The 26,779-nt window shown below is 50.8% G+C and carries 19 protein-coding genes; 13 read left to right on the top strand and 6 right to left on the bottom strand.

All coding sequences use genetic code 11. The features are described from left to right. Together MES37_RS02920 and MES37_RS02915 are read right to left on the bottom strand one after the other, a co-directional pair. Window positions 1-591 (bottom strand): family 4 glycosyl hydrolase (locus MES37_RS02920; RefSeq protein WP_443106349.1); only part of this gene is annotated, 591 nt, incomplete at its 3' end. Window positions 592-602: 11 nt separating this feature from the next. Continuing rightward, window positions 603-2,147, bottom strand: coding sequence for a PTS transporter subunit EIIC (locus tag MES37_RS02915; protein ID WP_237930058.1), 1,545 nt, complete (start codon window positions 2,145-2,147; stop codon window positions 603-605). Window positions 2,148-2,470: 323 nt separating this feature from the next. Between MES37_RS02915 and MES37_RS02910 the strand changes: the two genes are divergently transcribed. The 10 genes from MES37_RS02910 (at window position 2,471) to der (ending at window position 19,211) form a co-directional block, all read left to right on the top strand. Next, window positions 2,471-7,435, top strand: a complete 4,965-nt coding sequence (locus tag MES37_RS02910; protein ID WP_237930057.1) for an alpha-2-macroglobulin family protein — start codon at window positions 2,471-2,473, stop codon at window positions 7,433-7,435. A 12-nt stretch (window positions 7,436-7,447) separates the two neighbouring features. Continuing rightward, window positions 7,448-9,769: a peptidoglycan glycosyltransferase PbpC gene (gene pbpC / locus MES37_RS02905; protein WP_232886315.1), complete on the top strand. Its 2,322-nt coding sequence runs from the start codon at window positions 7,448-7,450 to the stop codon at window positions 9,767-9,769. Between the two features lie 190 nt (window positions 9,770-9,959). Then, on the top strand, window positions 9,960-10,391 hold the full coding sequence (gene ndk / locus MES37_RS02900; RefSeq protein WP_064544453.1) for a nucleoside-diphosphate kinase: 432 nt from the start codon (window positions 9,960-9,962) through the stop codon (window positions 10,389-10,391). A 176-nt stretch (window positions 10,392-10,567) separates the two neighbouring features. Continuing rightward, window positions 10,568-11,734: a bifunctional tRNA (adenosine(37)-C2)-methyltransferase TrmG/ribosomal RNA large subunit methyltransferase RlmN gene (locus MES37_RS02895; protein ID WP_064544455.1), complete on the top strand. Its 1,167-nt coding sequence runs from the start codon at window positions 10,568-10,570 to the stop codon at window positions 11,732-11,734. Window positions 11,735-12,174: 440 nt separating this feature from the next. Beyond that, on the top strand, window positions 12,175-13,185 hold the full coding sequence (rodZ, locus tag MES37_RS02890) for a cytoskeleton protein RodZ (RefSeq protein ID WP_064544458.1): 1,011 nt from the start codon (window positions 12,175-12,177) through the stop codon (window positions 13,183-13,185). A gap of 37 nt (window positions 13,186-13,222) precedes the next feature. Then, window positions 13,223-14,344, top strand: coding sequence for a flavodoxin-dependent (E)-4-hydroxy-3-methylbut-2-enyl-diphosphate synthase (ispG, locus tag MES37_RS02885; RefSeq protein WP_121815104.1), 1,122 nt, complete (start codon window positions 13,223-13,225; stop codon window positions 14,342-14,344). Window positions 14,345-14,461: 117 nt separating this feature from the next. Beyond that, a complete protein-coding gene (hisS, locus tag MES37_RS02880; RefSeq protein WP_064544461.1) occupies window positions 14,462-15,736 on the top strand; it encodes a histidine--tRNA ligase in 1,275 nt (424 codons plus the stop codon). 36 nt (window positions 15,737-15,772) lie between these two features. Continuing rightward, window positions 15,773-16,393 carry a YfgM family protein gene (locus tag MES37_RS02875; protein WP_064544463.1) on the top strand — a complete coding sequence of 207 codons (621 nt, stop codon included), beginning with the start codon at window positions 15,773-15,775 and terminating at the stop codon, window positions 16,391-16,393. A 10-nt stretch (window positions 16,394-16,403) separates the two neighbouring features. Further along, entirely contained in the window at window positions 16,404-17,585 is a 1,182-nt protein-coding gene (gene bamB / locus MES37_RS02870; protein ID WP_064544465.1) for an outer membrane protein assembly factor BamB, read from the top strand. A gap of 120 nt (window positions 17,586-17,705) precedes the next feature. Then, window positions 17,706-19,211, top strand: a complete 1,506-nt coding sequence (gene der / locus MES37_RS02865) for a ribosome biogenesis GTPase Der (RefSeq protein ID WP_064544467.1) — start codon at window positions 17,706-17,708, stop codon at window positions 19,209-19,211. 84 nt (window positions 19,212-19,295) lie between these two features. Here der and MES37_RS02860 read toward each other — a convergent pair whose 3' ends face one another. Further along, a complete protein-coding gene (locus tag MES37_RS02860) occupies window positions 19,296-19,904 on the bottom strand; it encodes a lysozyme inhibitor LprI family protein (RefSeq protein WP_232886283.1) in 609 nt (202 codons plus the stop codon). A 211-nt stretch (window positions 19,905-20,115) separates the two neighbouring features. On the opposite strand from MES37_RS02860, the gene MES37_RS02855 reads away from it, so the two are divergent. After that, window positions 20,116-20,337 carry a zinc ribbon domain-containing protein gene (locus tag MES37_RS02855; protein ID WP_121815108.1) on the top strand — a complete coding sequence of 74 codons (222 nt, stop codon included), beginning with the start codon at window positions 20,116-20,118 and terminating at the stop codon, window positions 20,335-20,337. 3 nt (window positions 20,338-20,340) lie between these two features. Here MES37_RS02855 and xseA read toward each other — a convergent pair whose 3' ends face one another. Continuing rightward, entirely contained in the window at window positions 20,341-21,723 is a 1,383-nt protein-coding gene (xseA, locus tag MES37_RS02850; RefSeq protein WP_121815109.1) for an exodeoxyribonuclease VII large subunit, read from the bottom strand. 169 nt (window positions 21,724-21,892) lie between these two features. Here xseA and guaB point away from each other — a divergent pair, with 169 nt between their 5' ends. Then, the gene (guaB, locus tag MES37_RS02845) at window positions 21,893-23,359 is read left to right on the top strand and encodes an IMP dehydrogenase (RefSeq protein WP_064544475.1); all 1,467 of its coding nucleotides are present in this window, start codon (window positions 21,893-21,895) and stop codon (window positions 23,357-23,359) included. Window positions 23,360-23,427: 68 nt separating this feature from the next. Then, window positions 23,428-25,005 (top strand): glutamine-hydrolyzing GMP synthase, encoded by a 1,578-nt coding sequence (guaA, locus tag MES37_RS02840; RefSeq protein WP_064544477.1) that lies wholly within the window; start codon window positions 23,428-23,430, stop codon window positions 25,003-25,005. A gap of 201 nt (window positions 25,006-25,206) precedes the next feature. Here guaA and MES37_RS02835 read toward each other — a convergent pair whose 3' ends face one another. Further along, window positions 25,207-26,097 carry a manganese-dependent inorganic pyrophosphatase gene (locus MES37_RS02835; protein ID WP_121815110.1) on the bottom strand — a complete coding sequence of 297 codons (891 nt, stop codon included), beginning with the start codon at window positions 26,095-26,097 and terminating at the stop codon, window positions 25,207-25,209. Between the two features lie 150 nt (window positions 26,098-26,247). Then, window positions 26,248-26,418 (bottom strand): YfgG family protein, encoded by a 171-nt coding sequence (locus MES37_RS02830; protein WP_083963314.1) that lies wholly within the window; start codon window positions 26,416-26,418, stop codon window positions 26,248-26,250. Window positions 26,419-26,779 lie beyond the last annotated feature (361 nt).

The following is a 26,779-nucleotide window of genomic DNA, read 5'->3' as shown; positions in this document are numbered from 1 at the left end:
GTAATCGACTTCTAATTTATGGCGGTCAACACCGAGAATGGCACCCATATTGCGCATCGCGGCGACCGGCATATCACAAATATTAAGTACTCGCGCTTTTGGGCGCAGGCGACGCACGCCTTCGGCAACAATCGCCGCAGGGTTGGAATAGTTAACAATCCACGCTTTTTGATGCGCGTAACGTTCGACAAAATCACACAATTCCACCATCGGCAAAATGGTGCGCAGGCCATATGCCAGCCCGCCAGGCCCACAGGTTTCTTGCCCTACCACGCCATGGCGTAGTGGGATTTTTTCATCCTGCTCGCGCATTTTGTACTGGCCAACGCGCATTTGAGCGAAAACAAAATGGGCACCGCTAAAGGCAACTTCCGGGTCGGTGGTGACGGTAAATTTAATGCTTTGGCTATGGTCGCGAATCACTTTCTCAACCACCGGAGCAATCACCGACTGGCGCTCGCCATCAATATCATAGAGGCGGATTTCAGCTAATGGGAAATCGGCCAGGCGCACCATCAGGCTCTTAACAATGCCCGGTGTGTAAGTACTACCGCCACCGGCAATGGACAAAATAAACGGGGGTTTAAACATCATTAGCTCCTTTAGAGATAAGTCTCTACTGCTTCACGCATTTTTTTGACATGCAGCCCGTAGACCACCTGAACGTTATTACCTTGCTTAATCACCCCTTTCGCGCCAGTCGATTTCAGGCGGGGTTCGTCGATAACTGTCACATCACGTACCGTCACTCGCAGGCGGGTGTAACAGTTGTCGACCACTTCGATATTGGCTCGTCCACCGAGGCCCTCAATAATGGCTTCACCTAATCCATCGTTGCTGCCTTTGGCCTGATACTCTTGTTTGCTATACAGTTTTGTTTCTTGCTCGTCGTCCTCACGGCCCGGCGTTTTCATGTCGAAACGGCGAATCAGGAAGCGGAACACCAGGAAATAGATGATCGACATCGTCAGCCCGACGACGATATACATCGGCCAGTTGGATTTCTCAGTCCCCAGCGGCAGGTTATAAAGAATGAAATCGATAATGCCGTTGGCACCGATGGCGTGAACGCCCAGCAAATAGAACAGCATCATGCCGATGCCGGTCAGAACCGCATGCACGCCAAACAACAATGGGGCGACAAACAGGAAGGAGAACTCCAGTGGCTCCGTGACCCCAACCAGCATGGATGTCAGCGCTGCCGGGATGAGAATGGCTTTCGCTGCCGCTTTGCGTTCCGGTTTCGCCGTCATATACATGGCGAGTGCTGCCGCAGGGAGGCCGAACATTTTGCTGATTCCGCGCGCGTCCCACACCACAGTACTGCTCAGTTGATGCACGCTCGGGCAGGCCATTTCTGCGAAGTAAATATTGCGCGCGCCCTGGTAAATATTGCCGCAAACATCGGCCGTGCCGCCTAATTCGGTATACAGGAATGGGGTATAGACCAGGTGATGCAGGCCGGTTGGCACCAGGATGCGTTCCAGGAAACCGTAGATGGCAACGCCAAACGCTCCGGCGCCTTTAATCGCCAGCGCCAGTGCGCTGATGCCATGCTGAGCAAACGGCCAGAGTTCGCTCATCACTACACCGAGTAACATCGAGACGGGAAGCATGATAATGGCGACAAAACAGTGCCCTGAGTAAATCGCCATCGCACCAGAAAACTGTACGCTGGAATAACGGTTGTACAAATATCCCGACAGTGCGCCCGTGAGGATCCCTGCGAAAACGCCCATCTCAAGCACCTGGACACCCAACACCATGCTTTGCCCTGCGGCACGCATTTGGTCGGCAGGAGCCAGTTCGCCTTGAAGCTGTAACGTTACGTTCATCGCATTAATGAATACGATAAAAGTAACCAGACCAATTAATGCAGCATACCCTTTGTCTTTGGCCGCCAGACCAATGGGAATGCCTACGCCAAATACCAGCGCCAGGTTCGCCAGAACCGATACCGCGGATTTGGAGATGAGAACGCCAGTGTGTTGAATGGAAGGGTGGCCGAGGAAGGGTAAATATTCTGCCAGGTTGCCATTGCCCAATACATTACCGAACGCGATAAATAAACCGACGATCGGCAAAATAAGCACCGGGCCGTAGAGTGATTTTCCGAAATTTTGTAGAGCGTTAACGGCACTTTTCATTTAGCAGTCTCTTATTATCACTTTGGCTAAACACCGCGTTGAGGCAGCGACTCAGCTTGAAATGTAGCAAGAATAAAGACTGCTAATCCAACTATCTTATTGTTTTAAAAACAAATGACTCACAAGGTAACATGTAACGTTTCAGGCTGTGATCATGCTTCCACTTTGCATCCAAATTTCAGTTGAAACCGTTGCACAATAAAACGTTTCCTTTGCGAGAAAGTACGCAATGCCGAATCTTCATACTTTCGTTTTTTTAATGTACCCGCATAATACATGTACTACGTAGTGAGTTAATGGGCCTTATCGGCCAGGGATAAAACATGAAAGCAATACGTCTGGGTGCGCTGGTAGCGGCGCTCGTAGCAGCTTTGGCACTTTCAGGGTGCGACAATAACGATAAACCTCAGCCAGCAGCGAAAAGCGATAGCACGGCTCAGCAAAGTACTGCTCCTGCGGCGAAGCCTGATGCCTCGCAACTCGAAAAGTTAGCGAAAGACTCTGCGGGCAAACCGCTTAAATTGCTCGATGCCTCCGAGGTACAACTCGATGGCGCAAGCACGTTAGTCATGACTTTTTCAATTCCACTCGATCCCAATCAAGATTTCTCCCGCGTGGCCCATCTGGTGGACAAAACCAGCGGTAAAGTCGATGGTGCGTGGGAACTTTCAGCCGACCTGAAAGAATTACGTTTGCGCCATCTTGAGCCGAAACGTGAACTGATATTAACCGTTGATAACAGCTTGCTGGCTCTCAATAAAACGACTTTTGACAGCCACTTCGAAAAGAAAATTTCGACCCGCGATATCCAACCAAGCGTGGGGTTTGCCAGCCGGGGTTCATTGCTGCCAACCAAAGTGATGGCAGGTTTACCGGTGATGGCACTCAACGTTGATAAAATCGACGTCAATTTCTACCGGATAAAAAGTGAATCTTTAAGTTCATTCATCAGCCAGTGGCAATACCGAAACTCAGTGTCTAACTGGGAATCTGACAATTTACTCAAGCTTGCGGAACTGGTTTACAGCGGCAGGTTTGATCTCAATCCGGCACGCAATACCCGCGAAAAACTCCTGCTGCCATTAGGCGAAATTAAACCGCTGCAACAGCCTGGTGTCTACATCGCGATAATGAGTCAGGCTGGTCATTACAGTTATAGCAATGCTGCAACCTTGTTTACGTTGAGCGACATCGGTGTGTCAGCACACCGCTACCATGATCGGTTAGATGTCTTCACGCAAAGCCTGGAAAATGGTGCCGCGCAATCCAGCGTGGAAATCTCCTTGCTTGATGAAAAAGGGCAAACACTGGCACAAGCGAAGAGCGATGGCGATGGTCACGCTAAGCTGGAAAAACCAGGTAAAGGCACAATCTTGCTGGCGAGAACAGGCGAGCAAACTACGCTGCTGGATTTAAGCCGCCCGGCGCTGGATCTGGCTGAATTTGATATTGCTGGGGAAACCGGCTTCAGTAAGCAGTTCTTTATGTTTGGCCCACGCGATCTTTACCGCCCTGGTGAAACGCTACTGCTGAATGCCTTGTTACGTGATGGCGACGGTAAAGCACTACCTGCGCAGCCGGTAAAACTCGAAGTGGTGAAACCAGACGGCCAGGTCGCCAGGACGCAAGTCTGGCAACCTGAAAATGGTTTGTACAAATTTAGCTATCCATTGAACCCGAATGTGCAAACCGGCAACTGGCAAGTACGTGTGAATACTGGCGATAACCAGCCACGTATCTGGTCATTTAAAGTTGAAGACTTTATGCCGGAGCGCATGGCGCTCAACATCACTGGTAGTAAAGAGCCTGTCAGTCCTGATGATTCTGTGAATTTCGAAATTGTCGGTCGCTATCTGTATGGTGCGCCAGCAGCCGGTAATAATCTGCAAGGGCAACTGTTTTTACGCCCACTGCGTGAAGCGGTGTCTGCATTGCCTGGGTTCCAGTTTGGTGACATCAACGAAGAAAACCTCACTCGTAATCTGGATGAAGTCCAGCTCCAGCTTGATGAGCAAGGTAAAACTACCGTCAGTGCAGACAGCCAATGGTCTGACGTTCATTCACCGTTACGGCTGGTGCTGCAAGCCAGTTTGCTGGAATCAGGTGGCCGTCCAGTGACGCGTCGTGCTGAACAAGCTATCTGGCCAGGCGCTGCGTTACCGGGTATTCGTCCGCAATTTGCCAGTAAAGAAATTTACGATTACCGAACCGACAGCACCCGTACTCAACCTATCGTTGACGAAGACACTAACGCCGGTTTTGACATCGTGTACGCCAATGCTAAAGGGGAAAAACTAGCGGTTTCGGGGCTGGATGTACGGCTCATCCGTGAGCGCCGCGATTACTTCTGGAGTTGGGAAGAAGGTGAAGGCTGGCAGTCACAATATGACCAGAAAGATCTGGTAGAAGCTGAGCAAAAACTCACGCTTGCCGCGGGTGAAACCGGCAAAGTGGCTTTCCCCGTTGAATGGGGTTCTTACCGTCTTGAAGTCCGTGACCAGGAGACAAACATTGTCAGCAGTATGCGTTTTTGGGCGGGTTATAGCTGGCAAGATAACAGTGACGGCGCTGGCGCTGTACGCCCAGATCGTGTGACGCTGAAAATAGACAAACCAGCTTATAAGCCAGGTGACACCATCAATCTGCATATTTCCGCCCCAGCCGCCGGTAAGGGCTACGCGATGGTGGAATCCAGCGATGGCCCATTGTGGTGGAAAGAAATTGATGTGCCAGAAAAAGGGCTGGATATTGCTATTCCGGTCGATAAAAGCTGGCAGCGCCATGACCTTTATCTGAGTACCCTGGTGATTCGTCCTGGTGATAAGAGCCGTGCGGCAACGCCGAAACGTGCTGTTGGTATTTTGCATCTGCCACTGGGTGACGAAAGCCGCCGCCTGGCACTGGCGCTGGAGGCTCCGGCCAAAATGCGCCCGAATCAAAATCTCACCGTAAAAGTTAAAACCCAGCCGATTAATGGCGAAATGCCGAAGCAAATTAATGTGCTGGTATCCGCTGTTGATAGCGGTGTGCTGAATATTACTGACTACAAAACGCCAGACCCTTGGGAAGCCTTCTTTGGTCGCAAACGTTATGGCGCAGATTTATATGATATCTACGGTCAGGTGATTGAAGGGGAAGGGCGCTTAGCCGCGTTACGCTTTGGTGGTGATGGTGATGAAGGCGATGCACTAAGTCGCGGGGGTAAAAAACCCGTTAACCACGTCACTATCATTGCTGAGCAAGCTCAACCAGTACAACTGAATGAGAAGGGTGAAGGAATAGTCACGCTGCCGATTGGCGACTTTAACGGCGAGTTACGGGTAATGGCGCAAGCCTGGACCGATGACCGTTTTGGTAACAGCGAGCAAAAAGTAGTGGTTGCGGCACCTTTGGTGAGCGAACTGGCGGCACCGCGCTTTATGGCAAGTGGTGACAGTAGCCGCCTGGCAATGGATCTCACTAATCTTACCGACCAGCCGCAACAACTGAACCTAAACCTGAAAACCAGTGGTTTGATTTCGCTGGACTCATCTGCTGAGCAAACAGTGCAACTGTTACCTGGTGCACGTAAAACCCTGTTTATCTCAGTCCATGCGTTGGATGGTTTTGGTGACGGGCAGCTCACTGCGCAAATCAGTGGCATAAACTTACCTGGCGAAACATTCAGCGCACTGCAAAAACAATGGAAATTGGGCGTACGGCCTCCGTTCCCGGCGCAAAACATCAATAGCGGTGCGGTGCTAGCTGCGGGTGACGTCTGGGATATTCCACCGCAGCATATTTCCGGTTTGGCACCAGCAACGCTTGAAGGACAAATTCTTCTCAGTGGCCGTCCACCGTTGAACCTGGCGCGTTATATCCGGGAACTGAAAGCCTATCCGTATGGTTGCCTTGAACAAACAACCAGCGGTCTGTTCCCTTCGCTTTATACCAATCAGGCGCAACTCGCGGCTCTGGGGATAAAAGGAACCAGCGATGAACAGCGCCGTGCCGCCATCGACCTGGGGATTTCTCGACTGCTTGATATGCAGCGTGATAACGGCAGCTTTGGCTTATGGGACAAAGAAGGGCCAGAAGAATACTGGTTAACGGCGTACGTCACTGATTTCCTGGTGCGTGCCAGTGAGCAAGGTTATAGCGTGAATACAGATGCGCTGACTGAAGCAAATCAGCGTCTGTTGCGTTATTTGCAGGATTCAGGGCTTATCGCGTTGCGTTATAGCGATGACTCTGCGGGCAGTAAATTTGCGGTTCAGGCCTACGCCGCACAAGTATTGGCACGTCAGCAAAAAGCACCGCTCGGGGCGCTGCGTGAGCTTTGGTCGCATCACAGCTCAGCCCGTGCCGGATTGCCATTGGTGCAATTAGGCGTGGCGTTAAAACTGATGGGTGATGCTCCGCGAGGCGATGAAGCTATCAAGTTAGGTTTGCAAACTAGTCGCAGCAATGAGCGTATTTGGTTAGCTGACTACGGCAGTGAACTGCGTGATAACGCGATGATGCTGAGCCTTCTTGAAGAGAACAAATTGCTGCCGGACCAGCAGAATAACTTGCTTGTGAATCTCTCTAACCTCGCTTTTAGCCAACGCTGGTTGTCGACTCAGGAAAGTAACGCACTATTCCTGGCTGGTCGTAACTGGCAAACCGCAAAAGGGGAGTGGCAATCGCAGGTTTCCTTTACTGACGAACCACTGGCAAGCGGGCAATCAATGACTCGTAATTTGACTGCTGAACAACTTGAGCGTTTGCAAGTGACTAACACCGGTACAGGTAATCTTTATCTCCGCTTAGACAGCGTCGGCTATCCACAACAGGCTCCAGCGCCATATAGCAATGTGCTGCATATTGAGCGCCATTTCCTGGATGCTAAAGGCAATAGCAAATCGTTGTCAGAACTGAAAAGCGGTGAGTTAGTGATGGTCTGGTTAGATGTCTGGGCGGATAAAAATGTGCCTGATGCACTGGTGGTCGATTTACTGCCAGCGGGGCTTGAGCTGGAAAACCAGAACCTTTCTGAAAGTAGTGCCAGTTTAGGTGAAGGTGATAACCAGGTTCAGGGCTTACTGAGCCAGATGCAGCAGGCTGATATCCAGCACCTGGAGTTCCGTGATGATCGCTTTGTGGCTGCATTACCACTCAATGAAAGCCAGCATGCCACTCTGGTTTATCTGGCACGGGCGGTCACTCCCGGGACTTATCAGGTTCCGGTTTCACAAGTGGAATCAATGTATGTTCCGCAGTGGCGGGCTACAGGAGCCAGCACTGGTTTGCTGACAGTTCATCCGTAACTGGCCTTGCGAATGTTAAAAGTTTTATGCTGGCGGCGCCGCTACCTTTTGGTCGTGGTGCCGCTCTTTATTTGTCTGGGAATTTGGCTGGCAGACCGGATTTGGCCATTGCCGTTGTCACAGGCGAATCCTGCTCGTGTCGTGGTTGCGGCAGACGGCACGCCGCTGTGGCGCTTTGCCGATGAGAACGGTATCTGGCGTTATCCGGTCACGCTGAATGATGTCTCTCCCCGCTATCTCGAAGCTTTGATCAACTACGAGGATCGTTGGTTTTGGGATCATCCAGGGATCAATCCACTTTCGATTTTACGAGCGGCCTGGCAGGATCTTCGCAATGGGAAAGTGATCTCAGGTGGCAGTACGTTGACGATGCAAGTCGCGCGTTTGCTTGATCCGCATCCTCGTACGTTTGGCGGGAAAATCCGCCAGGTCTGGCGAGCGTTGCAGCTCGAATGGCATCTTTCAAAACAACAAATTCTCACTATTTACCTTAATCGAGCCCCCTTTGGCGGCACGTTACAGGGCGTAGGGGCGGCCAGTTGGGTCTATTTGGGTAAGTCCCCGCAACAACTTAGCTATGCGGAGGCGGCCTTATTGGCGGTACTTCCACAGGCGCCCAGTCGTTTGCGCCCGGACCGCTGGCCAGAACGGGCTCAGACCGCGCGTAATAAAGTGCTTCTTCGTATGGCAGAACAAGCCGTTTGGGAACCTCAGCAGGTTAAGGAATCGCTGGAGGAACCGGTATGGCTGGCCGCACGGCAGATGCCGCAACTGGCTCCGCTGCTGTCGCGCTATCTGGCAAATCGCAGTCCCGCTCAGAAAATCACGACCACCATCGACGCATCGTTACAGCGTCAACTGGAAGAACTAGCCCTTAACTGGAAAGCACAATTGCCTTCGCGATCATCACTGGCGATGCTGGTCGTCGATCACACCACCATGGAAGTGCGCGGTTGGGTAGGTTCGGTCGATATCAATGACCAAAACCGTTTCGGGCATGTTGATATGGTGACGGCCATTCGTTCACCCGGTTCGGTGCTGAAACCCTTTGTTTATGGCCTGGCGCTGGATGATGGGCTGATACATCCCACTTCGTTGTTACAGGATGTGCCACGCCGTTTCGGCGATTACCGGCCAGGAAATTTCGACACTGGTTTTCATGGGCCAGTGAGTATGAGTGAGGCTCTGGTGCGCTCGCTTAACCTTCCTGCTGTTCAGGTATTGGAAGCGTATGGGCCAAAACGGTTTGCAGCACAACTGCGTAATGTGGGGCTGGATCTGCGTTTCCCGGCTGGCAGTGAGCCCAATCTTTCGCTCATTCTTGGTGGTGGGGGGGCGCGACTGGATCAGTTAGTTGCTGCTTATAGCGCTTTTGCTCGCCATGGTCGCGCGGCGCATCTACGTTTGCAACCCGACCAGCCATTACTTGAGCGTCCTTTGATGTCTGCGGGAGCCGCGTGGATTATTCGTCGAGTTCTGGCAGGCGAAGCGCAGCCGCAACCGGATGCCACTTTGCCTGCTGTGGTGCCTTTGGCCTGGAAAACGGGCACCAGTTACGGCTATCGTGATGCGTGGGCTATCGGAATAAATCCCCGCTATCTCATTGGTATTTGGACCGGACGCCCTGATAGCACGCCGGTTGCTGGGCAGTTTGGATTAGGCAGCGCCGTGCCACTGCTAAACCAGGTTAATAATCTGCTGCAAGCCACTTCCGCTGTTCAGCAAGCGCGTTTACCGGTTGACCCGCGTCCGGCAACGGTTTCTGCCGGTGAAATTTGCTGGCCGGGAGGGCAAAACCTGGCGGCTGGAGACAGCAATTGCCGACGCAGACTATCGGGCTGGTTACTGGATGGTAGCCAACCGCCAACACTAGAAGCTCCGGGGCAGGAGGGGATTCAGGGGTCGAGAAAGGTAATATGGCTGGATGAACAAGGGAAACGTGTGGCTGCCGATTGCCCGGGGGCAACACAACATACTATTGCACTATGGCCCCTGCCGCTTGAGCCATGGTTACCGGAGGGCGAAAGAAGAGTCGCTCGTTTGCCTGCGGTCTCGGAACAGTGTCCACCACAGCAGAAAGATGAAGTTACGCCTTTATTGTTGTTAGGGGTACGCGAGGGCGCTATTTTGAAACGTCTGCCGGGTGAGTTGCGCCTGGTGCTCCGCCTTAGCGCTCAGGGGGGCCAGGGCGATCGCTGGTGGTTTTTGAACGGCGAACCGGTCAGTGAAAACCAGAACGGAATTGCGCTGAATCTGGATAAACCGGGTAAGTATCAGGTATTGGTCCTTGATGGCGTCGGGCAGATTGCCGCTGCTCATTTCACATTGCAGTAGAGTAATAGTGTGATTTTTAGGCGTTTAGATGAGAAGTGTTGCCGATGTTCGTTTTATTTTAAAAAAATGTTACCTGCATCCATAGGCAACTCGAGACTTGCTCATTATAATCGGCGCCAAATCATAACCGGGTATCCCCTAAATGAAGAATGGTGGGGACCGGGCAAACAGAACAGACACAGAGGTAATCATGGCTATTGAACGTACTTTTTCCATCATCAAACCAAACGCGGTGGCAAAAAACGTTATTGGTAATATTTATGCTCGTTTTGAATCCGCAGGGTTTAAAATTGTTGGCGCCAAAATGTTGCACCTGACTTCAGAACAGGCTCAAGGCTTCTATGCTGAGCACACAGGTAAGCCATTCTTCGATGGTCTGGTTGCGTTCATGACTTCTGGCCCAATCGTGGTTAGCGTTCTGGAAGGTGAAAACGCCGTTCAGCGTCACCGTGACATTCTGGGCGCGACTAACCCAGCAAACGCTTTGGCAGGGACTCTGCGCGCAGATTACGCTGATAGCTTCACCGAGAACGGCACCCACGGCTCTGATTCTTTAGAATCTGCTGCTCGTGAAATCGCCTATTTCTTCGCTGAAGGCGAAGTTTGTCCGCGCACTCGTTAATTAGCACTATCTGTTAAGCGGCCGTTACATTTTATTTGTATGTACATCGCTTTCAGTCATGGCATCTGAGCCATAGAATTTGTACAATGCTACGCCCCGGATGAGCTTGCTCTCTGGGGCGTATCTTTTTAACCCTCCTGGGGCCGTAACGTGTAACAACGAGGCCGGAAGAAAATATGTCAGAGCAAATTGTCACTCCTGAGACGCCTGTTTCAGTCGTTTCCAACAAGTCAGAAAAAATTAACCTGTTGGATCTTAACCGCCAGCAACTGCGTGAGTTCTTCGCTGATATGGGCGAAAAACCTTTCCGCGCTGATCAAGTCATGAAATGGATGTATCACTATTGCAGTGATGATTTCGATGACATGACCGACATCAACAAAGTTCTGCGCAACAAACTTAAAGAAGTCGCTGAAATCCGCGCTCCTGAAGTTGCTGAAGAGCAACGTTCTGCCGATGGCACCATCAAATGGGCAATCAGAATCGCTGATCAACTGGTCGAAACCGTGTATATCCCTGAAGAAGACCGCGCCACACTGTGCGTTTCCTCTCAGGTTGGTTGTGCCCTGGAATGTAAATTCTGCTCAACCGCTCAGCAAGGTTTTAACCGTAACTTGCGTGTTTCTGAAATTATTGGCCAGGTATGGCGTGCGGCGAAAATTATCGGTGCACAAAAGAAAACCGGCGTACGTCCTATCACCAACGTGGTGATGATGGGCATGGGTGAGCCGCTGCTGAATCTCAACAACGTGGTTCCAGCAATGGAAATCATGCTTGATGATTTCGGTTTTGGGCTTTCTAAACGTCGCGTAACGCTTTCCACATCGGGTGTAGTTCCGGCTCTGGATAAATTGGGCGATATGATTGATGTAGCACTTGCTATCTCTCTTCATGCACCGACCGATGATATTCGTGACCAAATCATGCCGATCAACAAAAAGTACAACATCGAGACTTTCCTGGCGGCTGTTCGTCGCTATCTGGAGAAATCCAATGCCAACCAGGGCCGTGTCACCGTGGAATACGTTCTGCTGGATCACGTCAACGATGGTACTGAACATGCGCATCAACTGGCTGAATGTCTTAAAGATACGCCGTGTAAAATTAACTTAATCCCATGGAACCCGTTCCCGGGGGCACCATACGGGCGCAGTTCCAATAGCCGAATTGACCGTTTCTCGAAAGTACTGATGAGCTACGGTTTCACAACCATCGTGCGTAAAACGCGTGGCGATGATATTGATGCGGCTTGCGGCCAGTTGGCAGGTGAAGTGATTGACCGTACCAAACGTACGTTGCGCAAACGTATGCAGGGTGAACCTATTGATGTTAAAGCAGTCTGATAAGCATTCATTTTGAACAGACTGGCGCCATGCAGTCATGCCGCTGTACGGCGCAAAAAACACGTAGTGATATCTTGCAGTTATGCAAGGTTCGCAAGCGTGTTTAAGATTAATAATTACTGTGCGTTTCACCGCACTTTAAGGCAGTATGTAGCGGCACAACAATAGTTTAGGCGCATCTATTTAAGCCATCATGGGTCGCAATCCACTGACAACATTCAAAATGATGTCTATGGTTAACTCATCGGTGACAAATCGTTCATGTAAAGCAGTTGTTTTAGGTGAATGAGTAGTTTGAGCTGAATATTATGTTGTCTGAAGGGGGGCCCTTCAGAAGATAAATTAGTTTCGCGGAGCGGGAGAGTGTGGCGTAGCGGAAATGCTGTGCGACAAGGCTCCTGCCTAATTCCTCAATCGAACAGCACCAGTAGTTGTAGCTAATGAATACTGAAGCCACTCAAGAATCAAATGCAGCAAAAACCACGGGTGAACGTCTACGTACCGCTCGTGAAGAACTCGGTCTTAGCCAACAAGCTGTGGCAGAACGCCTGTGCCTGAAGGTTTCTACCGTCCGGGATATTGAAGATGACAAGGCGCCTGCCGAGTTAGCGTCTACGTTCCTGCGTGGTTATATCCGCTCTTATGCACGACTGGTGCGTATCCCTGAAGAAGAACTGTTGCCGATGATGGCAAAACAGGCACCGATTAAGGCTGCCAAAGTTGCCCCAATGCAAAGTTTTTCCCTGGGAAAACGTCGCAAGAAACGTGACGGTTGGTTAATGAGCTTTACCTGGCTCGTTCTGTTTGTTGTTGTCGGTCTGACGGGCGCATGGTGGTGGCAAAACCACAAAGCGCAACAGGAAGAGATTTCGACGATGGCAGATCAATCTTCAGCTGAACTTTCAGCAAGCAATAGCAATTCTCAATCAGTTCCATTGAGTACCAATGATTCATCTGCAACTGATACCTCAGCACAGCAGCCCGTGCAGGCACCTGCGACACAATCTGCACCTGGAACTGATTCAACACAAAATCTGGCTCCGGCAGCAACGGCCCAGCAAACCACTCCAGCGGACTCCTCCGCTGTAGTGGCTCCAGGCCAGGCTCCTGTTGAAAATGTGCAGGCCACTACGCCGCCTGCACCAAATGCCACCTTACCGACCGATCAAGCCGCTGTGACTAATCCTGCCACGGCGGCAGCAGATCCGAATGCGTTAGTCATGAATTTTAATGCCGATTGCTGGCTTGAAGTGACCGATGCGACGGGTAAAAAATTATTCAGCGGCATGCAGCGTAAAGATGGCAATTTGAATTTAGCCGGCCAGGCTCCGTATAAGTTGAAAATTGGTGCTCCGGCGGCAGTACAGATTCAGTTTCAGGGTAAACCTGTCGACCTGAGTCGATTTATCAGAACTAGCCAGGTTGCGCGTCTGACGGTAAGTGCTGAATAATCGCAGCCAGCATGACGCGTAATTGTGGAGATTTGTAATGCATAATAAAGCCCCAATTCAACGTAGAAAATCCACACGGATCTACGTCGGGAATGTGCCAATCGGCGACGGGGCACCGATCGCCGTCCAGTCTATGACCAACACCCGTACTACGGATGTTGAAGCAACAGTTAATCAGATCAAAGCGTTAGAAAGAGTGGGTGCCGATATCGTTCGTATATCTGTACCGACTATGGACGCAGCAGAAGCGTTCAAGCTTATAAAACAGCAGGTCAATGTCCCGCTGGTCGCTGATATCCATTTTGATTACCGCATCGCCCTGAAAGTTGCTGAGTATGGCGTTGATTGCCTGCGCATCAACCCTGGTAACATTGGTAATGAAGAGCGTATTCGTATGGTTGTCGATTGCGCCCGCGACAAAAATATCCCTATTCGTATCGGCGTTAATGCCGGATCGCTGGAGAAAGATCTCCAGGAAAAATATGGTGAACCCACACCTCAGGCGTTGTTAGAGTCAGCGATGCGTCATGTCGATCATCTTGATCGTCTTAACTTTGATCAGTTCAAAGTCAGCGTCAAAGCGTCGGATGTTTTCCTTGCTGTTGAATCCTATCGTTTACTGGCTAAACAGATTGATCAACCGTTGCATCTTGGGATCACCGAAGCGGGGGGCCTGCGCGCCGGTTCTGTTAAGTCTGCCATTGGCCTGGGTTTGCTGCTTTCTGAAGGCATCGGTGACACGCTGCGCGTTTCACTGGCGGCCGATCCTGTAGAAGAGATCAAGGTTGGTTTCGACATCCTGAAATCTTTGCGTATTCGTGCTCGTGGTATTAACTTCATCGCCTGCCCAACGTGTTCGCGCCAGGAATTTGATGTTATCAGTACCGTGAACGCTCTCGAAGAGCGCCTGGAAGATATCATCACGCCAATGGATGTTTCGATCATCGGTTGTGTGGTGAACGGGCCGGGTGAAGCACTGGTTTCCACTTTGGGCGTGACGGGTGGCAACAAGAAAAGCGGTTTCTACGAAGACGGCGTGCGTCAACGTGAGCGAATGGACAACGACAACATGATTGCGCAACTTGAAGCGCGTATTCGTGCCAAGGCCTCCATGCTTGATGAATCGCAACGGATTAATATCCAGCAGTTGGAAAAATAGTGCGAAACATGGGAAGCATTCGGCTTCCCGTGTATGATTGAACCCGCCAGACGTTTCGCGATAGCAAACAGTCTGATTTCGGGTTCATTTTTTGTATAAATTCGGTAGAGAATAAACGTGGCAAAAAACATTCAAGCCATCCGCGGCATGAACGATTACCTGCCTGGCGAAACCGCCATCTGGCAGCGCATTGAAGGCATTCTGAAACAGGTGCTCGGCAGCTACGGTTACAGTGAAATCCGTTTGCCGATTGTAGAGCAGACCCCGTTATTCAAACGCGCCATCGGTGAAGTGACCGACGTGGTTGAAAAAGAGATGTATACCTTTGAGGACCGCAACGGCGATAGCCTGACTTTGCGCCCTGAAGGCACCGCGGGCTGCGTGCGTGCCGGTATCGAACATGGTCTTCTGTACAATCAGGAACAGCGCTTGTGGTACATCGGGCCGATGTTCCGCCATGAGCGTCCGCAAAAAGGGCGCTATCGCCAGTTCAATCAGTTGGGTGTCGAAGTCTTTGGTCTGCAAGGGCCTGATATTGACGCAGAACTGATCATGCTGACGGCTCGCTGGTGGCGTGCCTTGGGTATCGACAAACACGTCAGTCTGGAACTGAACTCTATCGGTTCTCTTGAAGCGCGCGCTAACTACCGTGACGCGCTTGTTGCGTTCCTTGAACAGCATAAAGAGAAACTCGACGAAGATTGCCAGCGTCGCATGTACAGCAACCCGTTACGCGTACTGGACTCAAAAAATCCAGACGTTCAGGCATTGCTGGATGATGCGCCAACACTTGGCGAGTATCTGGACGAAGAGTCTCGTGAACACTTTGCTGGTCTGTGCCAGTACCTTGATGCTGCCGGTATCGCGTATACCGTGAATCAGCGCCTGGTGCGCGGCCTGGATTACTATAACCGTACCGTTTTCGAATGGGTAACAAGCAGCCTGGGTTCTCAAGGCACCGTTTGTGCGGGCGGCCGTTATGACGGCTTGGTTGAGCAACTGGGTGGCCGGGCAGCGCCTGCTGTTGGCTTCGCAATGGGTCTGGAACGTCTTGTTTTACTGGTTCAGGCCATTAATCCGGAATTTAAAGCAGAATCTGTTGTCGATATTTACCTGATATCGTCAGGTCAGGGAACGCAAGCTAAGGCAATGCTGTTGGCTGAGCAATTACGTGACCAGGTCCCGGCTATCAAGCTGATGACTAACTACGGCGGTGGTAACTTCAAGAAACAGTTCGTCCGTGCAGATAAGTGGGGTGCACGTGTTGCACTGGTGCTGGGCGAAACTGAAGTTGCTAATGGTCAGGTCGTCGTGAAGGATCTGCGCACGGGTGAGCAAACTACCGTTGAACAAGTAAACGCGGTCGCTCATTTACAGGCGCTACTGGGTTAATTTCCCCAGTGATTAATCGTTAAGGAGAAGGACTGCGTGGAAATTTACGAAAACGATAACGAGCAGGTTGATGCGGTAAAACGCTTCTTTGCCGAAAACGGCAAAGCGCTGGTAGTGGGCGTGGTTCTGGGTATTGGCGCACTGGTTGGTTGGCGTTACTGGAATAGCCATCAGGCTGAAAGCTCAATGGCATCTTCTCTTGAGTATCAAACCGTGACTCAAGCTGTGCGTGCTGACCAACCTGCAACGTTGAGTGCAGCAGAGAAATTCGCTGCAAACACGAAGAACACTTATGGTGCCCTGGCATCACTGGAAATTGCTCAGAAGTATGCAGATAACAACGACCTCGCGAAAGCGGCAGCTCAATTGCAGCAGGGTCTGAGCAGTACTAAAGACGAAAATTTGCAGGCGTTGATTAACGTGCGTCTGGCACGTGTTCAAATCCAACAAAAGCAAATTGATGCCGCGCTGAAAACGCTTGATAGCATTAAAGGTGAAGGTTGGGTAGCCATTATCGCTGATTTACGCGGTGAAGCACTGCTCAGCAAAGGTGATAAGCAAGGTGCACGCGATGCGTGGAGCAAAGGCTCACAAACTGATGCTTCTCCAGCTCTGCGCGAAATGATGCAGATGAAAATTAATAATTTGTCGAGCTAAGAGGGACCCGATGCAATTGCGTAAACTACTTGTACCAGGGCTGATTTCTCTGACGCTGCTCAGCGGTTGTTCACTGTTTAGCGGTGAAGAAGATGTGGTTCAAATGTCTCCACTGCCGACAGTCGAAAACCAATTCGAACCTGAAAAATCATGGAGTACTTCTGTTGGTAGCGGAGTGGGTGATTTCTATTCCAATTTGCATCCAGCGTGGCAGGACGGCAACATTTATGCAGCCGATCGCCGTGGTATCGTGAAAGCCGTTAACGCGGATGACGGTAAAGAAGTCTGGTCTGTCGACCTTTCCGAAAAAACGAGCTTTTATACCAGCAACGTTTCGGCACTGCTTTCTGGTGGCGTAACTGTTGAAGGTGCACATCTTTACGTTGGTAGTGAAAAAGCGCAGGTTTATGCGCTTAACACCTCTGATGGTAGTATTGCATGGCAAAGCAAGGCAGCTGGCGAAGTGCTTTCTCGCCCAGTGGTTAGCGATGGTTTAGTTCTGGTTCATACCAGCAATGGCCAGCTTCAGGCATTCGATGAAGCTGATGGTGCCGTGAAGTGGACGGTGAACCTGGATATGCCAGCACTTTCTCTGCGTGGCGAATCAGCACCTGCAGTCGCGTTTGGTGCTGCAATTGTTGGCGGTGATAACGGCCGTGTAAGCGCGGTTATGCTGAAGCAAGGCCAGTTGATTTGGCAGCAACGTATCTCTCAGGCGACCGGTTCGACAGAGATTGACCGTCTGAGCGATGTCGATACGACCCCTGTTGTTGTTAACGGTGTGGTTTATGCGCTGGCATATAACGGTAACCTGACTGCGCTGGACTTACGTTCAGGCCAGGTGATGTGGAAACGTGAATTAGGTTCAGTAAACGACTTTATTGTTGATGCGAACCGTATTTTCCTCGTTGACCAAAATGACCGCGTGATTGCACTGAATGCTGATGGCGGTGTCACGATGTGGACGCAAAGTGATCTGCTGCACCGTAATCTGACTTCACCTGTTCTGTACAACGGTTATCTGGTTGTCGCTGACAGTGAAGGTTATATGCACTGGCTCAACGCTGATGACGGTCGCTTTGTTGCCCAACAAAAAGTGGACGGTTCTGGATTCCAGACTGACCCAGTTGTTGCCAGTGACAAGCTGTTGATTCAGTCAAAAGACGGTACGTTGTACGCTATCAAGCGTTAAACTTGCCTGAAGTAATTAAGAGAAAAACGGTTCCTGTAGTCCGGGAGCCGTTTCCTGTTTTTAGAAACGATGTGATTTGACGTCGTTTTATGATGAATTTTGAGTAATGAGGCTTTTATCATGGTACCTGTGGTTGCGCTTGTCGGGCGCCCTAATGTCGGAAAATCCACGTTGTTTAACCGCTTGACGCGTACCCGAGATGCGCTGGTCGCGGATTTCCCGGGGCTGACTCGCGACCGCAAGTATGGTCGTGCTGAAGTGGAAGGTCGCGAATTTATCGCCATTGATACCGGTGGTATTGATGGAACGGAAGATGGCGTTGAAACACACATGGCTGCACAGTCGCTGTTAGCGATTGAAGAAGCCGATGTAGTGCTGTTTATGGTGGATGCGCGTGCTGGCCTGATGCCTGCCGATGAAGCCATTGCCAAACATCTGCGTTCTCGTCAGAAGCCAACCTTCCTGGTGGCGAATAAAACTGACGGCATGGACCCTGATCAGGCGGTTATCGATTTCTACTCTTTGGGATTAGGTGAAATTCACCCTATCGCAGCATCTCATGGCCGCGGCGTAACAACGCTGCTGGAACACGTGCTGATTCCGTTCATCGATGAAACTAATCCGCGTGAACCGGAAGAAGAGATCGATGAAGATACAGCCTACTGGGCGGCATTCAATGCTAAACATGGCATTGTTTCTGAAGACGACGAAGAGATTGAAGAAGAGGAAGAAGAAGCTTTCAACCCTATCGATTTACCCATCAAACTGGCAATTGTTGGTCGTCCGAACGTAGGTAAGTCAACGCTTACTAACCGTATTCTTGGCGAAGACCGCGTTGTGGTCTATGACATGCCGGGAACCACGCGTGATAGCATCTACATTCCAATGGAACGTGATGAGCGCGAATACATCCTTATCGACACCGCAGGTGTTCGTAAGCGTGGCAAAATCACTGAAACCGTTGAGAAATTCTCGGTAATCAAAACCCTGCAAGCGATTGAAGATGCCAACGTTGTGATGCTGGTTATCGATGCTCGTGAAGGTATTTCTGATCAGGATCTGTCGCTGCTCGGCTTTATCCTGAATAGTGGGCGCTCACTGGTGATTGTGGTCAACAAGTGGGATGGTCTGAGCAACGAAGTCAGGGAGCAAGTCAAAGAGACCCTGGATTACCGTCTCGGCTTCATCGATTTTGCTCGTGTGCACTTCATCTCTGCGTTGCACGGTAGCGGTGTTGGCAACCTGTTCGAATCTGTTCGCGAAGCCTATGACAGCTCCACGCGTCGTGTAAGCACCGCGCTTCTGACTCGCATCATGACCATGGCTGCGGAAGATCACCAGCCACCGTTGGTTCGTGGTCGCCGTGTTAAGCTGAAATACGCTCACGCCGGTGGTTACAATCCGCCAATTGTCGTCATCCACGGCAACCAGGTGAAAGACCTGCCGGATTCCTACAAGCGTTACTTGATGAACTACTTCCGCAAATCGCTGGATGTTATGGGCACGCCAATCCGTATCCAGTTCAAGGAAGGCGAGAACCCGTTTGCCAACAAACGTAACACGCTGACACCGAATCAGATGCGTAAGCGTAAGCGTTTGATCAAGCACATCAAGAAAAGCAAATAAAACTGCGCGGTTACCAGCCGTTAGCAAAACAAAAAGCCCGCATCGCGGGCTTTTATACATTCAGGCTATTGGTAACGATTTTGCTTATTGTACCTGGTACTTTTTCTGTAATTCGCTGATGCGTTGCTGATATGAGTCATTCAGGCAAGAGGTTTTGTCATCTGCTTTCCAGCATTCATCACGCCCCTTAATCCATCCACGCTGCTCAGCTTTAAGCGTGGAATTATTATTTGATTTCACCAGAGCTTGCTTGTAGATATTCGCCAGTTTGAGATCCAGCGCGGAAAGCGTTTCGTTTTGGCAAATCAACTCTTCCATACTGCCTTTACTTACTGCTGAACATGAAAATGAAGGCCCAGATTTCTGCTCATTTTTTTTCTGTGCAGTCGGCGCGAAGCTTACTTCATCTTCGGGTAAACAGACGCCGTGAGTACGATTGGGGCCGGTAAAAGAAATCTCAGGATTACCGTCTGCTGAACGCACAATGCTGATCGCTGTTTTTCCACTGGTCGCTTCCCAATAGGTCGGGCTGCTCTGTTTAATCGTCGCTTTTTGACCATTCACCCACACGCCACCTTTACCGTCACTGTAAGTTCCGCCAGTTTTCCCACAGCTAAAATTGAACGCCTGCGGAGGGGCAGCCAATGCTGAGAGAGGGAGTAAGGCCACTGCGATAAGAAGCAACTTTTTCATGATGAACCCTCAGGTAAAAATACTAAATTAAGTTATTCACTATTCACCCATTTTTTCCAATCAGCACTATCTGGTTTTAAATAAATGAACCCCGCCCAACACGACATCCCCAATAGCCGTTTGCCAGCATGGGGAGTGTTATTGGTGATTATTGGCAGGTTTGTCTTTATCATCAAAAGACAAATATCGCGAAGAGTTGTCAGGAGTAATTATGGAAGTGAAATGTCCGGTGTGTGAAACCCCATTACAGCAAACAGACTCGGGCGCGCGCTGCGAAACCTGCCAGCAGGATTTTCGCCTGGAAGCCCACTGCCCGGATTGCCATAAGCCGCTGGAAGTTTTAAAAGCGTGTGGCGCAGTCGACTATTTCTGCCAAAACGGCCACGGATTGATTTCGAAGAAACGCGTCGATTTCGTGCCTGTTGCGAACTAAGTTCTAACTTTTCGCAACCGTTTTACGCTTGCGAGCAGGTTTCACCGGTGTAATGCCGGTGACCTGGCTTTCTACCCAACCATCCTCCAGACGCGTCGTTAGCGTATCTCCGGAATGCACTTGTTTGGTCTTTTTCAGCACTTTGCCGTCTGTCGCCGTAGTCACGCTATAACCACGCGCAAGGGTTGCCAGCGGGCTGACTGCTTCAAGCTGCGCAATAGCGGTGCCAAAGCGCTGGCGCGTATTGCTCAGGCGGGCAGTCACAACCTGCGATAAGCGATATTCAAGCTGTTGCAAGCGAGTCTGCGCACGGTGAATTCTTGGCTGCGGTTGTTGTTGATTCAAACGTTGCATCAGGCGTTGCTGCTGCTGAGTGGTGCGGCGCAGTTTGGCATCCATTGCTCCATTCAGGCGCTGTTGCAAGCGCTCGAGCGTAGTTTGCTGGCGAGCTAAACGCAGCTGTGGATGTTGTTGTTGCAAACGATGATGTAAGCGGGTGAAACGCTGCGAGCGCTGGGCGAGGTAGTAATCCATCGCCATTTCCATGCGTTGCTGTTGCGACTGAATCTGGCGTAACAGCTCCACCTGATTACGGCTAACAATTTCTGCCGCTGCAGAAGGGGTCGGAGCACGAACATCGGAGACAAAATCGGCGATCGTGACGTCAGTTTCATGGCCTACGGCGCTAACTACGGGAATTTGACTGGCAAATATGGCGCGAGCCACGCGCTCGTCGTTAAAACTCCACAAATCCTCCAGCGAACCACCGCCGCGCCCAACAATCAACACGTCGCACTCTTTGCGGAGGTTGGCCAATTCGATAGCACGCACGATTTGCAGTGGCGCATCGGCGCCCTGAACCGCAGTGGGGTAAATGATCACTGGCAACGAAGGGTCACGACGTTTCAGGATATGCAGGATGTCATGCAGTGCGGCACCGGTTTTTGAGGTAATGACCCCAACCTGATACGCAGGGGTTGGCAATGGCTGCTTATGAATTTGGTCGAATAAACCTTCAACGGTGAGGCGCTGTTTTAATTCTTCATACTGCTGCTGCAACAGCCCTTCACCGGCAGGTTGCATACTTTCTACGATGATTTGGTAGTCACCACGCGGTTCATACAGTGTGAGCGTGGCGCGCACCAAAACCTGCTGCCCGTGTTGCGGACGGAAGGTGACGCGACGATTGCTGTTGCGGAACATCGCCCCACGAATTTGAGCGGTATCGTCTTTGAGTGTGAAGTACCAGTGACCGGAAGCCGGTTGGGTAAAGTTGGAAATTTCACCGCTGATCCAGACTTGCCCCATCTCTTGTTCCAGCAGCATACGCACCGTCTGATTCAGGCGGCTGACAGTAAAAATTGCAGGGGTATTTTTCGTTGGCATGTGACCTGGATCAAATTCTAAATCAGCAAGTTATTCGGTCGATAGTACCTTTCGTATTCGTCTTGGCAAGGAGTTTTCTTAAAAAAGTGTGGATGCAATCGATTCCGCTCTGTATAATGCCGCGGCAATATTTTATCTGTTCTCATTCACCCCAGGTTGAGATATTGCCATGCTACGAATCGCTAAAGAAGCACTGACGTTTGATGACGTTCTCCTCGTTCCAGCTCACTCTACAGTTCTGCCTAACACGGCCGATCTCAGCACCCAATTGACCAAAACTATTCGTTTGAATATCCCTATGCTCTCAGCAGCAATGGATACCGTAACGGAAGCCCGTCTGGCCATCGCATTGGCTCAGGAAGGTGGACTTGGTTTTATTCACAAAAATATGTCTATTGAGCGCCAGGCTGAAGAAGTCAAACGCGTGAAAAAACACGAAAGTGGCGTTGTAACTGACCCACAGACCGTGCTGCCGACTACCACTCTGCACGAAGTTAAAGAACTCACCGCACGTAATGGTTTTGCGGGTTACCCTGTGGTCACTGAAGCCAATGAACTGGTCGGTATTATTACCGGTCGCGACGTTCGCTTTGTCACCGACTTAAACCAGCCTGTTAGCGTGTACATGACCCCGAAAGAGCGTCTGGTTACCGTGAAAGAAGGCGAAGCTCGTGATGTCGTGCTGTCTAAAATGCACGAAAAGCGTGTTGAGAAGGCGTTGGTCGTTGACGGTAATTTCCATCTGCACGGTATGATCACCGTAAAAGACTTCCAAAAAGCGGAACGTAAACCTAACGCCTGTAAAGACGACCAGGGCCGTCTGCGTGTTGGGGCGGCCGTAGGCGCAGGTGCGGGCAACGAAGAGCGTATCGACGCTCTGGTGGCCGCTGGTGTCGACGTTTTACTGATTGACTCCTCTCATGGTCATTCCGAAGGCGTTCTGCAACGTATTCGTGAAACTCGCGCTAAATATCCTGACCTGCAAATCATTGGCGGCAACGTTGCTACAGCCAATGGCGCGCGTGCGCTGGCTGACGCTGGTGTGAGTGCGGTTAAAGTCGGTATCGGCCCAGGCTCCATCTGTACCACTCGTATCGTCACTGGCGTGGGTGTTCCGCAAATTACTGCGGTTGCTGATGCTGTTGAAGCACTGGAAGGCACAGGCATTCCTGTTATTGCTGACGGCGGTATCCGCTTCTCTGGTGATATCGCTAAAGCTATCGCGGCGGGCGCATCTGCTGTGATGGTTGGCGGCATGCTGGCAGGAACTGAAGAATCTCCAGGCGAAATCGAACTCTACCAGGGCCGTTCTTTCAAATCCTACCGTGGTATGGGTTCTCTGGGGGCGATGTCTAAAGGTTCTTCTGACCGTTACTTCCAGACTGACAACGCAGCGGACAAACTGGTACCGGAAGGTATCGAAGGTCGCGTGGCTTACAAAGGCCGTTTGAAAGAGATCGTTCACCAGCAGATGGGTGGCCTGCGTTCCTGTATGGGTCTGACCGGCTGTGGTACCATCGACGACCTGCGTACCAAAGCGGAATTTGTACGCATCAGCGGTGCGGGTATTCAGGAAAGTCACGTCCACGATGTGACGATTACTAAAGAGTCCCCGAACTACCGTATGGGCTCCTGATTCTCCTCGCCCGGCTTTATGCCGGGCGATTTTCTTTATCTGTTTCACTTGCCTTGGAATAAGCGTCAATGACGGAAAATATCCATAAACATCGCATACTTATCCTTGATTTCGGTTCTCAGTATACTCAACTCGTTGCGCGTCGTGTGCGCGAGCTTGGCGTTTACTGTGAGCTGTGGGCATGGGATGTCACGGAAGCACAGATTCGTGATTTCAATCCAAGCGGTATCATTCTTTCTGGTGGACCGGAAAGTACTACCGAGCAGAACAGCCCACGAGCGCCTGAATATGTCTTTACTGCAGGTGTGCCAGTATTTGGTGTGTGCTACGGCATGCAGACCATGGCGATGCAGCTCGGCGGCCATGTTGAAGGTTCCAGTGAACGTGAGTTCGGTTACGCGCAAGTTGAAGTGAAAACTGATAGCGCATTGGTTCGCGGTATCGAAGATTCCCTGAGCGCCGATGGTAAACCGTTGCTGGATGTCTGGATGAGCCACGGCGATAAAGTCACTGCGATCCCGTCTGACTTCGTTACCGTTGCCAGCACCGAGACTTGCCCGTTTGCGATTATGGCAAACGAAGAAAAACGTTTTTATGGCGTACAGTTCCACCCGGAAGTGACCCACACCCGTCAGGGTCAGCGTCTGCTGGAGCGTTTTGTTCTGGATATCTGTGGCTGCGAAGCGCTGTGGACTCCGGCAAAAATCATTGAAGACGCGATTGTTCGTCTGCGTGAACAAGTGGGTAACGACAAAGTTATTCTGGGCTTGTCTGGTGGCGTGGATTCTTCCGTTACCGCTATGCTGCTGCACCGCGCGATTGGCGACCGTCTGACTTGCGTATTCGTTGATAACGGCCTGCTGCGTTTGAACGAAGCTGAACAAGTGATGGACATGTTTGGCGACCACTTCGGCCTGAACATTGTTCACGTTAAAGGTGAAGAACGCTTCCTGTCTGCGTTGGCGGGCGAGAACGAACCAGAAGCGAAACGTAAAATCATCGGCCGTGTGTTCGTTGAAGTGTTCGATGAAGAAGCACTGAAACTGGAAGATGTGAAGTGGCTGGCTCAGGGTACCATTTACCCGGACGTTATCGAATCTGCTGCCTCTGCGACCGGTAAAGCACACGTCATCAAATCTCACCACAACGTGGGCGGCTTGCCGAAAGAGATGAAGATGGGTCTGGTTGAGCCACTGCGTGAGCTGTTCAAAGACGAAGTACGTAAAATTGGTCTGGAACTCGGCCTGCCGTACGACATGCTTTACCGTCACCCGTTCCCGGGGCCAGGTCTTGGTGTGCGCGTATTGGGCGAAGTGAAGAAAGAATACTGCGACCTGCTGCGTCGTGCTGATGCCATCTTTATTGAAGAACTGCATAAAGCAGATCTCTACAACAAAGTAAGCCAGGCATTCACCGTGTTCCTGCCAGTTCGCTCCGTTGGCGTGATGGGCGATGGTCGTAAATACGATTGGGTTGTCTCACTGCGCGCAGTGGAAACCATCGACTTTATGACCGCGCATTGGGCGCACCTGCCATATGATTTCCTTGGCCGCGTATCCAACCGCATTATCAACGAAGTTAACGGCATTTCCCGTGTGGTTTACGATATTTCTGGCAAACCGCCAGCGACTATCGAGTGGGAATAACCCGTCTTTAGGCATAACTGTCACTATCTGGCAGTCGATTGCTGACAAAGGGTGATGAACGGATTTTGTAGGGTGGATAAGCGTTAGCGTCATCCACCATTTTCGCCAGTTTTGTCGGATGACGCTGCGCATATCCGACCTACGAAAAGGTTTGTCATCAGTCGAAGCCCATTTTTTAATGGGCTTTTTTTATGATGTAATTTAACCAAGCCGCGCATGCAGCCAGGGAAGGAGCTGTTTTTTGCGACTTAACATTCCGGCGATGGTGCAGGGGGCATTATCGGCAAGTGCAGGGCCAGCAAAATAGAGCCTTGAGCACTCAGCGCTGATATCGGTCAGCATCAAAACCACCAGGTCAGCCCCGGATGTGGTGACCCGCTGTTCCATCGCTAATTTAAGTTCATCCATAAGCGGTTCTACCTGGTCCAGCGAATATAATTCGAGTTGTGCAGCTAGCACTTTATTCCCCGAAATATCAAACATTTTACTGTCTTTATTCAGCAACTCTTCTGCGCTCAAACCGACAATATCTGTCTTCGCGGTCAGTAAATCACGAATGAAATCTTCCCGATCTACTTTTGCCAGAGAGCAGAGCTCATCAATGGCCTGGCGATCGTCGTCAGTGGTGGTCGGTGAGCGAAGTGCTACGGTATCACTCAACGCGGCTCCTAACAGCAAAATGGCTTCGCCAGGGGAAATCTCACGGCGAATAGCTGGGGTCATCAACTGCCATAACAAGGTCGCACTGCTGCCGACAGGTTTTATCCAGACTTCAGGGGGGAGTTGAGTGATTAGGCCGCCAAGACGGTGATGGTCGATAATCCCGACAACATTGCTTTCACTCAGTGACGCAGGCCCCTGAGCGGGTTCGGTGAAATCAACCAGCCAGACATCTTTGCCCGCCAGGGAATCATCAAGCAGCGGCGGAGGCGTCAGGCCCGCATGGCGAAAAATATAGGCTGTTTCTGGGTTTAATTCACCGAGGCGAAATGCCTGAGCATTTTGCCCTTTAATCGTCAGCCAACGCGCAGCCATGTATGCAGTGCAGACCGTATCGCTGTCGGGATTCAGATGGCCAAAGACATGTATCATTTAATCTCTCCTGGTCACAAATTTATTCTTCGCGCTTCATGGCGGGTCGTTAGAGTATAGGTCGCCATCCGCAGTCATTTCACAATGTTCAGGCGAGCAGAATCGACCACCTGTCTGGCGGTTAGAATATCAATGTTTTGAGGTGAGGCGTTACCGGCTAGTGTTATCCACAGACAAGCTGTTTTGCTGTGTTTCTACTTTGTCCTGATGATGGTACCAGGCACCGATAGCAGAGTAGACAAAACGGCCAAAAAGGAAGAGAAAACTGATGAGCAGAATAATGCGGGTCATACGATTGTTAAACTTATGTCGTCTTCGCATACTCGTAACCTGTGTCACGCAAATGAACCTTGATGTTTACCCGTCAACCGCGGGCGACGGTGGTATTTAGACACAGCGTTACTTGAAGGTCAAATGCCGGACATCTCAGAGTCATTTACGGAATCATTCACCCTTGTTATATGAGCATATCTTAATATTGGCTGATTAATATATATACAGTCATTGTTTTGAATTCTTTACTCAAGAAATGAAAACTCCGGCAAGAAGTTGATATAGATCACCTTCATCAGATAATCCCTAACTAAAATCTGCACTCCGTTCCATAGCAATATGGCTTATCGACCAGGCAGGATTCCTGTTCGGAGTTTACCCAGGCTGGATGACAGGGTTTTTGGCGACA

It is taken from the genome of Buttiauxella sp. S19-1 (assembly GCF_022134725.1).
GTDB classification, from domain to species: Bacteria; Pseudomonadota; Gammaproteobacteria; order Enterobacterales; family Enterobacteriaceae; genus Buttiauxella; species Buttiauxella ferragutiae.
This window is presented reverse-complemented; position numbering and strand designations above follow the sequence as displayed.